15 protein-coding genes, 1 pseudogene and 1 riboswitch are annotated in these 13,265 nt (G+C 43.7%); of the genes and pseudogenes, 9 read left to right on the top strand and 7 right to left on the bottom strand.

What is annotated here, in order from left to right; translation table 11 throughout:
* Positions 1 to 40: 40 nt before the first annotated feature.
* Entirely contained in the window at positions 41 to 871 is an 831-nt protein-coding gene (locus ACXAFJ_RS16135; protein WP_475324831.1) for an HDOD domain-containing protein, read from the bottom strand.
* Between the two features lie 324 nt (positions 872 to 1,195).
* Between ACXAFJ_RS16135 and tnpA the strand changes: the two genes are divergently transcribed.
* From tnpA to ACXAFJ_RS16095, 8 genes and pseudogenes are all read left to right on the top strand, one after another.
* The gene (gene tnpA / locus ACXAFJ_RS16130; protein ID WP_475322979.1) at positions 1,196 to 1,642 is read left to right on the top strand and encodes an IS200/IS605 family transposase; all 447 of its coding nucleotides are present in this window, start codon (positions 1,196 to 1,198) and stop codon (positions 1,640 to 1,642) included.
* Between the two features lie 223 nt (positions 1,643 to 1,865).
* A riboswitch (TPP riboswitch) is annotated at positions 1,866 to 1,965 on the top strand.
* Between the two features lie 85 nt (positions 1,966 to 2,050).
* Positions 2,051 to 2,884 (top strand): bifunctional hydroxymethylpyrimidine kinase/phosphomethylpyrimidine kinase, encoded by an 834-nt coding sequence (gene thiD, locus ACXAFJ_RS16125; RefSeq protein WP_475324830.1) that lies wholly within the window; start codon positions 2,051 to 2,053, stop codon positions 2,882 to 2,884.
* On the top strand, positions 2,877 to 3,641 hold the full coding sequence (locus ACXAFJ_RS16120; RefSeq protein WP_475324828.1) for an ABC transporter ATP-binding protein: 765 nt from the start codon (positions 2,877 to 2,879) through the stop codon (positions 3,639 to 3,641). The genes thiD and ACXAFJ_RS16120 overlap by 8 nt, the downstream gene beginning before the upstream one ends.
* A 103-nt stretch (positions 3,642 to 3,744) precedes the next feature.
* A pseudogene (locus ACXAFJ_RS16115) lies at positions 3,745 to 4,431 on the top strand (ABC transporter permease); the annotation flags it as partial.
* Positions 4,432 to 4,447: 16 nt separating this feature from the next.
* On the top strand, positions 4,448 to 5,395 hold the full coding sequence (locus tag ACXAFJ_RS16110; protein ID WP_475324827.1) for an ABC transporter substrate-binding protein: 948 nt from the start codon (positions 4,448 to 4,450) through the stop codon (positions 5,393 to 5,395).
* 9 nt (positions 5,396 to 5,404) lie between these two features.
* On the top strand, positions 5,405 to 6,070 hold the full coding sequence (tenA, locus tag ACXAFJ_RS16105; protein ID WP_475324825.1) for a thiaminase II: 666 nt from the start codon (positions 5,405 to 5,407) through the stop codon (positions 6,068 to 6,070).
* A 156-nt stretch (positions 6,071 to 6,226) separates the two neighbouring features.
* On the top strand, positions 6,227 to 6,688 hold the full coding sequence (locus tag ACXAFJ_RS16100) for a GNAT family N-acetyltransferase (protein WP_475324824.1): 462 nt from the start codon (positions 6,227 to 6,229) through the stop codon (positions 6,686 to 6,688).
* Positions 6,689 to 6,742: 54 nt separating this feature from the next.
* Positions 6,743 to 7,024: a putative quinol monooxygenase gene (locus ACXAFJ_RS16095; protein WP_475324823.1), complete on the top strand. Its 282-nt coding sequence runs from the start codon at positions 6,743 to 6,745 to the stop codon at positions 7,022 to 7,024.
* 23 nt (positions 7,025 to 7,047) lie between these two features.
* Here ACXAFJ_RS16095 and ACXAFJ_RS16090 read toward each other — a convergent pair whose 3' ends face one another.
* From ACXAFJ_RS16090 to ACXAFJ_RS16075, 4 genes are all read right to left on the bottom strand, one after another.
* A complete protein-coding gene (locus ACXAFJ_RS16090) occupies positions 7,048 to 7,401 on the bottom strand; it encodes a hypothetical protein (RefSeq protein ID WP_475324821.1) in 354 nt (117 codons plus the stop codon).
* Between the two features lie 51 nt (positions 7,402 to 7,452).
* Positions 7,453 to 8,094: a DUF4097 family beta strand repeat-containing protein gene (locus ACXAFJ_RS16085; protein ID WP_475324820.1), complete on the bottom strand. Its 642-nt coding sequence runs from the start codon at positions 8,092 to 8,094 to the stop codon at positions 7,453 to 7,455.
* A gap of 545 nt (positions 8,095 to 8,639) precedes the next feature.
* The gene (locus tag ACXAFJ_RS16080; protein WP_475324819.1) at positions 8,640 to 8,957 is read right to left on the bottom strand and encodes a hypothetical protein; all 318 of its coding nucleotides are present in this window, start codon (positions 8,955 to 8,957) and stop codon (positions 8,640 to 8,642) included.
* A 203-nt stretch (positions 8,958 to 9,160) separates the two neighbouring features.
* Positions 9,161 to 9,655, bottom strand: a complete 495-nt coding sequence (locus tag ACXAFJ_RS16075; RefSeq protein WP_475324817.1) for a DUF2867 domain-containing protein — start codon at positions 9,653 to 9,655, stop codon at positions 9,161 to 9,163.
* A gap of 380 nt (positions 9,656 to 10,035) precedes the next feature.
* On the opposite strand from ACXAFJ_RS16075, the gene ACXAFJ_RS16070 reads away from it, so the two are divergent.
* Positions 10,036 to 10,566 (top strand): TetR/AcrR family transcriptional regulator, encoded by a 531-nt coding sequence (locus ACXAFJ_RS16070; RefSeq protein ID WP_475324816.1) that lies wholly within the window; start codon positions 10,036 to 10,038, stop codon positions 10,564 to 10,566.
* 4 nt (positions 10,567 to 10,570) lie between these two features.
* On the opposite strand, the gene ACXAFJ_RS16065 is transcribed toward ACXAFJ_RS16070, so the two are convergent.
* Positions 10,571 to 11,272, bottom strand: coding sequence for a helix-turn-helix transcriptional regulator (locus ACXAFJ_RS16065; protein WP_475324815.1), 702 nt, complete (start codon positions 11,270 to 11,272; stop codon positions 10,571 to 10,573).
* 208 nt (positions 11,273 to 11,480) lie between these two features.
* On the bottom strand, positions 11,481 to 13,208 hold the full coding sequence (locus ACXAFJ_RS16060; protein WP_475324813.1) for an outer membrane protein assembly factor BamB family protein: 1,728 nt from the start codon (positions 13,206 to 13,208) through the stop codon (positions 11,481 to 11,483).
* Between the last annotated feature and the right edge of the window lie 57 nt (positions 13,209 to 13,265).

Below are 13,265 nucleotides of genomic sequence, written 5' to 3'. Positions count from 1 at the left end.
CTTTTTTTAGTTTGCTCTAATCCTGATTTTTGATTGCTGGTTAAGCCGCGCTCATTTGCGCCGCGAGCTCTCTGCCATTCCCTCTGAACTTGTCTATCGTCCCTGCAAACAACGATGAAATATGGAGCAGTCGAGAATCAGGATGATCAGCAAGATAGGTAGCTTTGGCCTGATCAGAATCTAACGTATCCCAATCGCTGTGAATTTCTCTCGCAAAATGTATGGTAGCCGCGAGTTTAGGTGATACATCGGCTTCACGTGGATCGTGATAGTGCTCAATGGCATCCACCATATCATCAGGGAACTTCCACGATTTGGCGAGTTTGGCACCTAAAGTGGGGCCAGATACATCCAGCATCTCTTCTTGAACGGCAATCGGATCTTCACCGTTCTTAACACGCTCCATAATCTTAACTGCATCTTCTGGAACTAAGGTGTGAATCATCAGGTCACCTATGTTATGCAGCACGCCGGCGGTAAAGACTTCATTGGGATCAAGCCCTGATTCAGCACCTAACTTGCTGGATATCACTGCGACCTCAAACGTGTCTTCCCAATATTGGTCCATGTCCAAGGTTTTAATCTTTGGAAACGCACTTGAAAGGACGGAAGCGACAACCAAGGTTCTTACTGGACCTGTGCCTACTCGGACTAAGGCATCATTCACCGATGATGTGGTTTTGTTACCGCCGAAGTGGGCAGAATTAGCCATGCGTAGCAAGCGAGCACTTAGGATTTGATCCATGGCGATTTTGTCCGCGAGTTCGCCAAAATCGACTTCATCTTGGTTCACCATTTCTAACAGTTCTTGTAGCACTTTTTGGATTCGAGGTAATTCATTGAGGCGAGAAATCAACGCAGATTGACCCATATGGAGTCTCCTTTCCTAAGTTAAGCCAGTGGAGTCATCTCTAGATTTGGCTTTTGTTACCAGTCACATACTGTCAATGGGCTCATTTGATGTGAGCAATTTTTTTGCAAGAGATGTCACCTCACTAACTATAGGTCAGGAATTTCATTTGATACAAAGCGCGATGCAAATCTTTGATTGAAATGCAATTGATTGCATTATTTGTTTTCTAATCTTAAACCACCTTCTTTAGAAGGTGGTGATCGTTCCTTTGGGCTATGCCCGAAGAACGCTCATGTTCAAGATGTCCTCGTTTGTAACCAGCAAATTAAGGAAATAAAGAACATGAGCAGATATGAATCCGCTTCACACGTTTATTACAGGTGCCAGTACCACATAGTCTGGACACCCAAATACCGCCTGAAAATCTTGAAAGGAAATTTAGGTAAAGAGCTTTACCGCAGTATCTACATCTACAGCAACATGAAGAACTGTAAGGTTGTAGAGTTGAATGTTCAAGTAGACCATGTACACCTTGTCGTGAGATTGCCACCTAGTTTAAGTGTTTCGACATATATGGGCTTTGTAAAAGGACGAACCGCGATTCGCATGTTTAACAAATTTCCGTATTTAAGAAAGAAGAAATTATGGGGTAACAAATTCTGGCAAAGAGGCTACTTCGTTGATTCGGTAGGGATGAACGAGGAAATTATACGCAGGTATGTCCGGCACCAAGATCGTGTTGGAAAGGAAGAAGAAGAGCGTCAAATGCGTTTAGGGTTAGAAAACTAACAGTGAGCCCCCTTTTAGGGGGCCTTTCAAAGCCACCTGCTATGCAGGTGGATTTTTACAGGTTGAGATTAGATTGGTTGCTTGCAAACACTGACCGTTCAAAAGTGGGATGAGCTTAAGTTCGATACCGATTTTTGTGTCAGTGATAGCCTCGCTAACCAATTTACACCGTCAATGAGTCAAAATAACGCTGACATCCAATCCCAATAACTGGTATGATTTTTGTCAATAGTCGGGGTGCTCGTTAAGAGCTGAGATCGTTATTGAGACCCGTTGAACCTGATTCAGTTAAAACTGACGTAGGGAACTATGAACCGTTCACCATTAAGTGTGCTCAGATATCTTTGCAGTATCTCAGTGTGCTTCACGTTGTAATGGCTCTCCTACGTAGTACCACTAGGAGATGTTATGACCAATGCTAACTCTGTCGTTGATACACCCATTGCCCTAACCATTGCTGGTTCAGATAGTGGTGGTGGTGCTGGAATTCAAGCTGATATCAAAGCAATGTCGGCCACTGGTAGTTACGCAGCTTCCGCCATTACTGCCATCACGTCTCAAAATACGCAAGGTGTGTCTGCAATTCACGCCATTCCCATAGAGCACGTAGAAAGCCAGCTTGACGCCGTTTTTTCCGATCTAAAAATTAAAGCCGTTAAGGTTGGAATGCTGGCTGATTCGAACATCATTCGTGCGGTGGCAAAAAAGATTCGTCAGTACCAGCCTCAGTTTTTGGTTGTTGACCCCGTGATGGTAGCAACCAGCGGCGATTTACTGTTGGAGCAATCAGCGATTGAAACCCTTAAGTCTGAGCTTTTGCCTCTGGCGACCATAATTACCCCTAACTTACCTGAAGGTGCCGCGTTGATAGGCCGTCCTGTTCCCAAAACACAAGAAGATATGGACGCCATGATTGCCGATCTACGAGCATTAGATGTAGATACCATTTTGTTGAAAGGTGGTCACCTAACTGATGACGAGAACAGTAATGATTTACTGATTTTCCCAACCCATGTTGAGTGTCTATCCGCCAAACGTATCGAGACAAATAATACTCATGGCACAGGTTGTACTTTGTCATCGGCTATCGCTTCTTATCTCGCTCAAGGCCATTCGCTAGAAAAATCTGTGCAACTAGGTAAAACCTATATTTCGCAGGCTATTGCTCATGCCGATGAGCTAAAAGTGGGCAATGGGCACGGTCCAGTAAACCACTTTTTTCTAGGCCACACTTATGTCTAACGCTGATCTAGCACTGAGCTTTCGCGGTGCTAATCTAGGTTATAAAGACTCAGATTCTCTTGTTCTGTCTGGGCTCGATTTGTCGGTTTCTCGCGGCAATTGGACTTGTATCCTCGGGCGCAGCGGAGGCGGCAAAACCACACTTTTGCGCTATTTGGCTGGTTTGCTGGATAACAAAGTGACATTTTCCGGTGAACTGCACTTAGATAATGAGCTTAGCTCCGGCCGATTATCGGACTCGATTGCTTACATGGCTCAGCAAGATTTGTTGTATCCGTGGTTAAGTGTGCTCGACAATGTATGCTTGGCCGCTAGGTTTGAATCCAAAATTGATCACCAAGCGTATCGAGCGCGGGCAAACGAGTTGTTGCAACAAGTTGGATTGGAACAAGTTAAAGACTCTCTACCACAAACCCTCTCTGGTGGTATGCGTCAACGAGTGGCTCTGGCTAGAACTTTAATTCAAGATAAGCCCTTGGTTCTAATGGACGAACCATTTTCCGCGTTGGATGCGGTTAATCGTCATAAACTGCAAACGCTCGCCTGTCAGTTGCTGGTGGACAAAACCGTCGTGCTAATCACTCATGATCCACAAGAAGCCGTGCGATTGGCTTCTTCGTTATACGTCTTACAAGGACATCCTGCACAGGCAAGAAAGTTAACGGTCCCTGTTACCGCTGTGCCAAGGGATTTGGATGCAGAGTGTGCCACTCTCCAGCAAAGCATTATCGAGGAGTTGGAGGCGGACCATGTCTGAGCTGACTCAAATTCAAAACCGAACCTTAAACTTGAAAACCAAAGAGAGTGGCTCAGGCTCTGTTTTTCGTTTTTTGGTGACTGTGCTCATCCTAATTTCTATCTGGCAAGGTGTGGTGTGGGTGTTTGAACTCCCTCGGTATATCTTGCCAAGCCCATTTGAGGTTTTTGACAGGCTGGTTGCACGATTTGATGTGTTAATGCGCCATGCGTGGGTGACCGCGCAAGAGGTGCTGCTTGGGCTCGCACTCGGCCTTAGCGTCGGCTTATTTTTTGCGCTGCAAATGCTGTTGTTTAAACCAGTAAAACGCTGGCTATTGCCCCTATTGATCGCAAGCCAAGCGATTCCCGTTTTTGCCATCGCACCACTTTTGATGTTGTGGCTAGGCTACGGCGTTGCTTCGAAAGTAGTGATGGCAGCGATCATCATTTTCTTCCCGGTAACCACCTGTTGTTACGACGGCCTAAGAAATACTCCCAAAGGCTTCTTAGATTTGGCGCAAACCATGGGTGCAAGCAAGTGGCAAATGTTGCGCCATGTTCAGCTACCGGCGGCTATGCCGTCATTGGCCTCAGGGCTTAGAGTTGCGGTTGTGGTCGCCCCAATAGGTGCAGTCGTCGGTGAGTGGGTCGGATCCAGTGAAGGTCTGGGCTATTTGATGCTGCAAGCCAATGCTCGGATGATTATCGACGAGATGTTTGCCGCGCTTTTTATTCTCTCTTTAATGGCGGTTGCACTGTATTTTGCGACTGACTATTTACTAAAAAAACTTATCCCTTGGGAACAGTAAATCAAAAGGAAAAACTGTGAAAACTAAAAAAATATTTGGTGCCGTTGCACTTTTAGCCTCATTTTTTGCATCGTCAGTGCAAGCAGAAAAACAAGAACTTGACCTGATGTTGGACTGGTTTGTTAACCCTAACCACGGTCCTATCGTAATTGCTAAACAACGTGGCTACTTTGAAGCGCAGGGGCTTGAGGTAAACATTCAAGAACCTGCTGACCCAAGCACACCACCAAAGCTAGTAGCGGCAGGCAAAGTAGACTTAGCGATTACTTACCAACCAAACCTAACTATTGATGTGTCAGCGGGCCTTCCATTGATTCGTTCGGCAACGCTAATTGCAACACCACTGAATACATTGATGTCACTAAAAGACGGCAAAGTACAAAATATTGCTGACCTAAAGGGCAAAAAAGTGGGTATCGCTATCGCGGGTAACGAAGAAGCAAACGTCGGTACCATGCTAGAAACTCACGGCTTGAAGTTTAGCGATGTTGAAATCATCAATGTAGGTTGGGCACTGTCTTCTTCTTTGGCGTCTGGCAAAGTTGACGCGATTTGGGGCGGCTACCGTAACTTTGAAGTTAACCAGCTAAACATTGAAGGCCACGAAGCCAATGTTTTCTTCCCAGAAGAAAATGGCGTACCGGCATTTGATGAGCTAGTGTTTGTTGCTCACGCAGAAAACCACAACAAAGAAGCACTGGCTTCTTTCAACAAAGCACTTGAGCTTGCAACGACTTACATCGTCAACAACCCTAACTTAGCTTGGGAGCAGTTTATGGCGTACTCACCAGACACGTTGGACAACGAGCTAAACCGTCGTGCATGGCGTGACACGCTAACTCGCTTCGCACTGCGTCCATCCGCCGTTAGCCTAGAGCGCTACGATGCTTACGCACAGTTCATGTACGACAAGGACCTGATTGAATCTTTGCCTAAAGCGCAAGACTACGTTGCACAATTCTAGGAGTTAGTAATGAACTACCAACAACTGATTGAATCTTGTAAAGCTGATTGGCAAGCCTACACCCAGCACGAGTTTGTTCAGGGGATTGCCGACGGTTCACTGCCACATGACTGCTTTTTGCATTACCTAAAACAAGACTTTTTGTTTTTGAAGCAATACGCTCGCGCTTACGCGTTGGCGATTTATAAAGCGCGTACTTTAGCAGATATGCGTAACCCAGTACCTATGGTGCAAGCACTATTGGAACATGAAATTGCGCATCACATTGACCTTTGTCAGCAGTGGGGTATCAGTGAACAAGAGCTTGAAGCTGAACCGGAAGATTTCGGTACGGTGGCTTACACTCGTTATGTACTTGATGCGGGTATGACGGGAGATTTGATTGATCTTCACGCTGCTCTTGCGCCTTGTTCTATCGGATATGCTGAAATTGGTAAAGCGTTGCTAAACGACCCTAACACCAAGATTGAAGGTAATCCTTACGCGAGTTGGATTCAGTTGTATGGTGGCGAAGAGTTCCAGACTGGCGTTGCCCAAGGTGCTGAACACTTCAACAAGCTGCTAGCGGAAATCGACATCGAATCGACACGCGGCCAAACTCTGGTACATGAGTTTACTACCGCAACGCGTATGGAAGTTGCATTTTGGCAGCAAGGCTTGGATGTAAAAGCCTAGACAACGTCTTTTAGTAAAATATAAGCCAGCAATTTAGCCAGTATGGATTGCTGGCTTTTTTGTATCTTTAAAACACAAGCGGATTAGATCAATGTAAGCGAGGTGGCCAAAGGAGTAAATTGTTGGTTAGGGGAGACTTCTATCAATAGGTTGAGCATGGACTATCAATTGGTTAATGTGCATCGCTATGCCAAGGGACTAGTGGGGGCGAGCCAATACTTCCACGACAAGTGGGGCACACGCTACAACTATCGGTTTTATCTCGACGCGATTCAGCATTCAAGTGATGATGGACGTCAGATACCTCAATTCTATTTACTGATGAAAGGCGAGCACATAGCCGGTTGTTATGCTTTGATCGCCAATGATTTTGTGAGTCGTCATGATTTAACGCCTTGGTTTGCCTGCGTCTTTATTGAACCTGAACATCGCGGAAATAAACTCACAACACTCATGTCGACCCACGCGGTGGACGTATGTCGGAATATGGGCTTGTCAAAATTGTATTTGGCCACGGAGCATGAGACTTTGTATGAAAATCTGGGCTGGAGACGCTACTGCAAAGCGTTTGACCCATCAGGAAAACCGAATTGGGTGTATAGACTATCCATACAGTAAGTATCCATAAAGTAAGTAGCCATAAAGCAAGTAGCTGAAAGTAAAGGAAGCAAAATGTCTCGTGTTAGCCTAGTGGGCCAAATAGTGGTACCAATTGAAGAATTGAACATTGTTTTAGAGCATCTTCCTCGACACATTGAGTTAACGCGTCAAGAAGCAGGCTGTTTGAAATTTGAGGTGGTTCAGAATCCTCAACAGCCTACTGTTTTTTCGGTTAGTGAGTTGTTTGAATCTGAGCAAGCTTTCGAGCTGCATCAACAGCGGGTGAAAAATTCGGAATGGGGTATGGTGACCAAAAATGTAGAGCGGCATTATACCATTCATACAGTCAGTTAACCCATGGTCACTCTTTAAGTAAGTTACTCATGACTTGCTTGATCAATTAACTGTTGAATGTTTAACACCACGATAAAGGTGACAAAGATTTCAATCAGTGAAAACAGACGCACTTCAGCCACACTAGATGCGACAAACAAGTACACCATTAAGCAGATATAGGTGGCTGAGGCGAGCGTGCAAAACCATAGCTTCTGTTTCGATCTAAACATCAGCGCCGATCCATAAATCACACTCGGTACCAATAAAATATAAAAGACGAATAAACCGACTTGGTAGGCTGCTAGATCCAACCAACCCGATATTCCAGCTGTCCAATGGACGGCGTAAAACTCTATCTGACTAATTAAGTCCTTGTTTGCCTGGAAGATGAGCATGAGTTGTGCGTCCTGCAAAAAAGCAGCGCCTCGCATTGAGGCGCTGAAATCCTAGTTTTTGTACACGATTTTCGCGTTAAGCTCTGGATTCTCTATTTCAAGATCGATGTCTCGTTCAATGATGATTTTGCCCAATACTTTGGTCTCTCGACTAATAAACAAAGTATCTTTGCCAAATCGGTCATTGTCGTTGTCGTCTTTAAGCTCGATATCACCGTGAATGATGCTTTCGCCTCTGATCTTGATATCACCGTTTACGTTGGCAATATCGCCTTTGACGTTAGCGTCTTTAACAATAATATTGCCGTTTACTGATTCGATACTGTCCGTTACGTCCAATCCTTCTCCGAAACGTATATCGCCATTAACGGTAGTAATATCGCCATCAACAAAATTGTGGTCTCCACCTTTGATTTGGCCATTGACTGTGGTGAGTTCATCCACCTTCACATGGCTACCTAGCTCGATACCGCCATTAACTGTGACAACGTCTTCTGCCGTCACGTGATCACTGAGGTCAATACCACCATTGACTGTGCTTAAGTTCCCGGTGGTGTTGTGGCTGGCGACATCTATTCCACCAAACACTTGAGAGGCATCTTTGCCATTATTCGAGGTATCAATATGGACCGAACAACCTGCGACAGCCAAAATCGCGCCAAGAGCCATAACTAGTTTTGTTTTCTTCAACATGTGAAATCCTTGTTTTTGTATTGGCAAAGCTTTTGATAGGTTAGCCAACTGAAGCCGCCATGAATGCGAGACGTACCACTCGCGTTAGGTGTTCATATAAGAGCAACCGTTGTGCCATTAATTGATAAAGCTGATAAATAAATTTAAGTTCATAAATAACAATGAGTTAGCTTTGTTTCTTCACAAGTTTTATAAACTGAAAGTTTGGATTCATCAATTAGGGTGGTGAAACTGACCAATAATTGGTTTTTTATTCACTATTTCTCTAGGTGTGGCGTCGTTTTTTGTATTTACTTTGAATGACTTGCCCAAGTAAGACAGATGAAGATTCAATGTCGAACTGCATTCTTTGGTTAGTGTTTTTAAACAACGGACTGGCGAACAGTGGAATACCTTGTCCAAGTAGCAAAGGAAACGTGGATAGAAGGAGACAGGCTTTGGATATTACAGAGCCAATGAGATTACTTCTGAGGACCATTGACTCTGTTAATTAAAGAACAGTCAGTGCGCTACTCAAAACAATGATAAACGTCTTGTTTTGAGTTCTACAAGTCACGCATTAAAGTTTCGTATTCCTCTTGAGCATCGTGAATCAGTCGGCCAAGCTCGTTAGCGTCTCTATGCGATAGCGAGACTTGCCAGTTGATGGCAGAGGTACTGTTTTCTTCCACTCCTTTAATCTGCGTCAGGTCTGGCTTTCTATCAAACTCAAGGGCGTCAAAGTTGGTGCAAAAGTGTTGTTTGGTTTCTTCTATGTCCACTTCCAGCTCTCCCACCGGATTAACTGCAACATGGGCATGAACGGTTCGGGTTCCTTTTCTGTCACCAGAACGCAAACAATAGTTCCTATGAATGCGTATCATGTTTCCCTCCAATCAACGTTAAGTTTTCAGTGACTTCGCACAAAGCGACAAGTCGGGTAGGCGATAAAGCACAAGCCGTTATTATCAGCGTAGGTGATGGAAAATTATTCGATCTTCGAAATAACCGCGAAAATTGATCAAGATTCAGATTCTTTCTTTTTGTTCAATTAACTCGGAAAAATGGCAGATATCTTGCCTTATTTTTAAGCAATTGATTTCGTATTAAATGCGCGTTTTAACGTGCTAGATACAATGACTTTATGAAATGGAATTATGGCTGATAGGTAAAGTTGACCAAGTCGTGTGATGGGTTCGACGACGGTGATTAAATCGATACTAGATTCACGCACATCGACACAGATCCACATCCTCATATGTTTATCTTCAGCAAAGGTAATGATCAACTTTTCTGAGAGTTGAGTAATGGTCAAAAAGCCTGCTTTGTCACCAACTTCTACAGCGTCTGCTAGCGGTTCAATGGCCATTTGTGTGCTGGACCCAGAAAAACCGAATGGCTTAACTAGCATGTTACGAATTTTGAACAGCACAGTGACCCATTCCGGTTGATTCATAAAAATCGCATTGTAGTAGTCCAACGCTTTCCAACCTGATTTGATTACTGGTCGAGAAATAGTTTCTTCAAAACGTTTAAATGGTGTGACTTGTGTCGGTAGAAGCTCAGTGAATTTAGTCGTCATTAATTACGCTCCACTTAAACCGGTATCTGTTTTAATTGCGATTTCTTAATGACTACGTTAATAAAAGTTGATGTCACTTCTTTACCACCAATTATGCAGAGTACTGCTACACCACCGGGGATCAATACCGCCATCAGTAGTGGTCCGACAATAAATAAATACGCAAATATGAATGAACAAAAGAACGCGAATTTAGACCATTTAACTAAGTTTTCCATAACTCCTCCAAGTTGAAATTACAATAAATGAGCGCGCTCATATTTTATAATTGAGCGCGCTCAATATGTCAATTATCAATTTAGAACAGGATCTTGGAACTATTGGTATCACTTGAGGGAAAAGGTAAACTAGCTTAAGAACTTTTATGGGATGTGATAGCAATGGGTAAGCGTGAACAAACGCGAGAAAAAATACTGCAAGCCGCATGGGCTTTGTTTGAAGAATACGGCTATCACGCCACCAGTACCCGAATGATAGCGCGAGCCGCTGAAGTGGCAGACGGAACCGTATTTAGCCACTTCCCCACTAAGCAAGACTTACTGCGAGCAAGTTTTTCTCGATTAGTGGAGGGATTTTCAGATGATCTCACAGAAGAGCTCAGTGAAAGATTCGCGTCAATGACGGCCATCGAGGCCTTTTTTGTAGCCGCTAACTATTACTACCGTTATTACTTCCAATACCGCGATTTATCGATTGCACTTTTCAGCGAAATCATCTGGGATTTGAACTACTACAACCAGCTCAACGAAGAGATGAGTGAGCCTTTCCGAGATAAATATCCTAAAGCGTGGTTTGACGTGCTATTTGATATCTATCTAATGACATTAGTGCGCTATCTCAGTGACCCGGAAAGCACGGTCGAACAAGCGCTATCAGCATTGGAAGACAAAGTCGCGTTTCTGAAGACTTGAATTATCAAATAAGTCCCCACCTAACCGCGATCACGGAAGCATGAACTGAGTTCTTGGCATTGAGTTTTCTCAGAACGCTAGCGATGTGTTTTCTGACTGTACTGGTTCCCACATTCATTTTTGTAGCAATTTGGTCGTAGGTAAGTCCGTGAGCCAGCCAACATAGAGCATCTTTCTCTTTAGGCGTAAGTATGCTGGCGGTTAAATGTGTTGAGTAGTTGGTTTTTAGAGCGTGGTCAGTTAATGCATAAGAAAATTGAGCAATGGTTTTTTGATACTCTTGATAATGACGTTGGAACTGCTCTTTTGAGCCGTCAAAAGCCAAGCTTACCACACCAACAACACCAGGTACGGTTGAAATAGGTAACGTTAACCCATGACAAATACCGCACTCATTTGCTTCGCGATAAACGCGTTTTTCTTGAGGGGTAAAATGACGTAGATTTGTGTTACCTGGCCAGATAAATGCAGAGTCTGTGTTTGATAAACAATGTCTAACGGCTCTGTCATTGGTTGCGTAGTTATTTTCTGAATAGTGCTCCATCCAAGTTCTATCGTAATCAGTCACGAAGAGATCGATGTTAGATTCGGGCCGTGAAAATGTCGGGAAAGTAGTAAAAAGCGACTGGGAAAAACCGAGTTGGTCCGCAAAATTAAACAAAATCTCATTCAACTGTGCTTTGGTGTCTAACTCTCTAACATCCATAGTCTCACTAAGTCGGTATTTTATTTGGCTAGATATCACACCATTTTATTTGGTTTATACTCGTTAGACTTTGCGATAGTGCTGAGTATTGATTGTCGAACTCGGGAGTTGTGCGAAGTCACTCGAAGTTTCAGTGACTGTTTACTGCCTTTAAAAAGCCACTCACCCTCATGGGTTAGTGGCTATTACATGTTTCACTACAGATAATCTAGCGCGTGAATATTAAGGTATAAGGTTTTTGGGACACACGATCTACCCCAGTGATTTCAATACGGTTCGTCGAAATAAAACTCACACTGTCGATACGAATACTTTGCTCGAACACGCTGAGCCCAGCCTTGAAATCTGTTGCGCTGATCGGTAAGGGTGCTGCGTACAATTCACCATTATTGGAATCAGTATATTCGCCGATGTATTGGCAGTTGTGTAAGATCAATCCATTACTTGAACTCACGATGAGTCCATAGGCGCCATTGACATAGGTCCATGTGACATAACCGTATTCAGCTTTGTCAGGGCAGTTTTCACTTGTGATGGAAAAAGACCACTCGCCCACAATGTCTAGTGATGTCGGGTTACCGTTTAACGAGGGTTGTGTATTGCCGCTCGACTGTGCGTTGCCAAACGTCATTGGCCATCCCCCACGTGCTGGTGGGTTTGGCAATTTTAAGCGGTGCATTTTGTTCAATGATGAATCCATTAGGACAAGGTTTCCATCATGACTTGCCTTTAATATTGCTCCTCTGTGGGGGATGTCCCTCTGCCACAGCACGTTACCAGACACCTGATCTAACGAAAAGAGGGACGCACCGTTCGAAACTATGAGCTCATTATTTTCAGTTAAGAGCAAGGTCGTAAAACCATCACCAAGTAAATTCTTTGTTGGTGCTTGAACTCTATATCGCCAGATTTCACCACCCTGTTTATCAAGTTTGGTCACATCGTAATGACGTAGCAAGTTTAGATACTCAGAGCTGTTCTTGTCCTTGATGCGTGAATCTTCATTAGTGTTTAAGAGTGAAATATATATTCCGCCTTCTTTATCTATAACCGGCAAAGAATTTATATATATCCCAGAATCCGCATTTCGATCGCCGTATTTTTTAGTCCAGTTCAGTTTACCTTGGGAGTCTATACTATAGACAGAGGATTGACCGGTGACGACAAAGTTACCTGAAGGATCGACAGCCATAAAATGTGCATCTTGTTCTATCGAGGTACTCCAAACGATTTGGCCTTTGGTATCAATGTGGTTGACAAAACTAACCAACCTAGAAGTTTCAGAGTCGAACTCTGAAGATGAAGTAACTAGCGTTCCTTCTCTTGTAATATATGGTCTGGAGCTTCGGTCAAAGGGGAGTTCTAGCGAGTTCTTAATCGACAGTTCAGAGTCAAGTTCGAACCATTTGTTCTGAAAAACCAGATGGATATCCCCTTGGTAGTCAAACGTTACGTCATCGATATCAAGATTTTTTTCTACGAAAAAGTTTTTAATGGTTTCTCCGTTATTGTTGAGCAATGCTATGCCATCGCTCAGGGCATAAACTATATTGTTAGGACCTACAATGACTCCATTTTTGCCTTTCCTGTGCCACTTCGTGAGACCATTGGTTTGGTAAGCACTGGCGTACTTCATTACAGTCGTTTGTGCAACAGCGTTAGTAGAATAGATTTGTGGCAACTGCTTTGTTCTAAAGACGTGAGAGACATAAATAGTGCCGTCTCCACCTATTGCTGTTACGCCACTAATAGATTTTTCCAAATCTATGGTGTTGATACTGACATCATCTGGTAAGTAATCTGAAAAACTGAGATAAACTGCATTTGCTCCCTCTCTCGCGAGGTCAGCCTGCTTCTGAGATTCTTCAGAGCTTCCACCACATCCGATCAATATTCCGCTTACTAATAACAGTGCGTAAATTAGTCTAAGATTCATTATCTTGTGTTCCCTAGCTCAAAATATCAGGTTCGATTTTGGATAACCTAGGTTTTT

This window comes from Vibrio sp. ABH4_348 (genome assembly GCF_056159765.1).
This window is presented reverse-complemented; position numbering and strand designations above follow the sequence as displayed.

Bases quoted from the DNA above. Each gene is read 5' to 3' on its own strand.
- ACXAFJ_RS16135 (WP_475324831.1), bottom strand. From the start codon at position 871: ATGGGTCAATCTGCGTTGATTTCTCGCCTCAATGAATTACCTCGAATC.
- tnpA (WP_475322979.1), top strand. From the start codon at position 1,196: ATGAGCAGATATGAATCCGCTTCACACGTTTATTACAGGTGCCAGTAC.
- thiD (WP_475324830.1), top strand. From the start codon at position 2,051: ATGACCAATGCTAACTCTGTCGTTGATACACCCATTGCCCTAACCATT.
- ACXAFJ_RS16120 (WP_475324828.1), top strand. From the start codon at position 2,877: ATGTCTAACGCTGATCTAGCACTGAGCTTTCGCGGTGCTAATCTAGGT.
- tenA (WP_475324825.1), top strand. From the start codon at position 5,405: ATGAACTACCAACAACTGATTGAATCTTGTAAAGCTGATTGGCAAGCC.
- ACXAFJ_RS16100 (WP_475324824.1), top strand. From the start codon at position 6,227: ATGGACTATCAATTGGTTAATGTGCATCGCTATGCCAAGGGACTAGTG.
- ACXAFJ_RS16095 (WP_475324823.1), top strand. From the start codon at position 6,743: ATGTCTCGTGTTAGCCTAGTGGGCCAAATAGTGGTACCAATTGAAGAA.
- ACXAFJ_RS16090 (WP_475324821.1), bottom strand. From the start codon at position 7,401: ATGCTCATCTTCCAGGCAAACAAGGACTTAATTAGTCAGATAGAGTTT.
- ACXAFJ_RS16085 (WP_475324820.1), bottom strand. From the start codon at position 8,094: ATGTTGAAGAAAACAAAACTAGTTATGGCTCTTGGCGCGATTTTGGCT.
- ACXAFJ_RS16080 (WP_475324819.1), bottom strand. From the start codon at position 8,957: ATGATACGCATTCATAGGAACTATTGTTTGCGTTCTGGTGACAGAAAA.
- ACXAFJ_RS16075 (WP_475324817.1), bottom strand. From the start codon at position 9,655: ATGACGACTAAATTCACTGAGCTTCTACCGACACAAGTCACACCATTT.
- ACXAFJ_RS16070 (WP_475324816.1), top strand. From the start codon at position 10,036: ATGGGTAAGCGTGAACAAACGCGAGAAAAAATACTGCAAGCCGCATGG.
- ACXAFJ_RS16065 (WP_475324815.1), bottom strand. From the start codon at position 11,272: ATGGATGTTAGAGAGTTAGACACCAAAGCACAGTTGAATGAGATTTTG.
- ACXAFJ_RS16060 (WP_475324813.1), bottom strand. From the start codon at position 13,208: ATGAATCTTAGACTAATTTACGCACTGTTATTAGTAAGCGGAATATTG.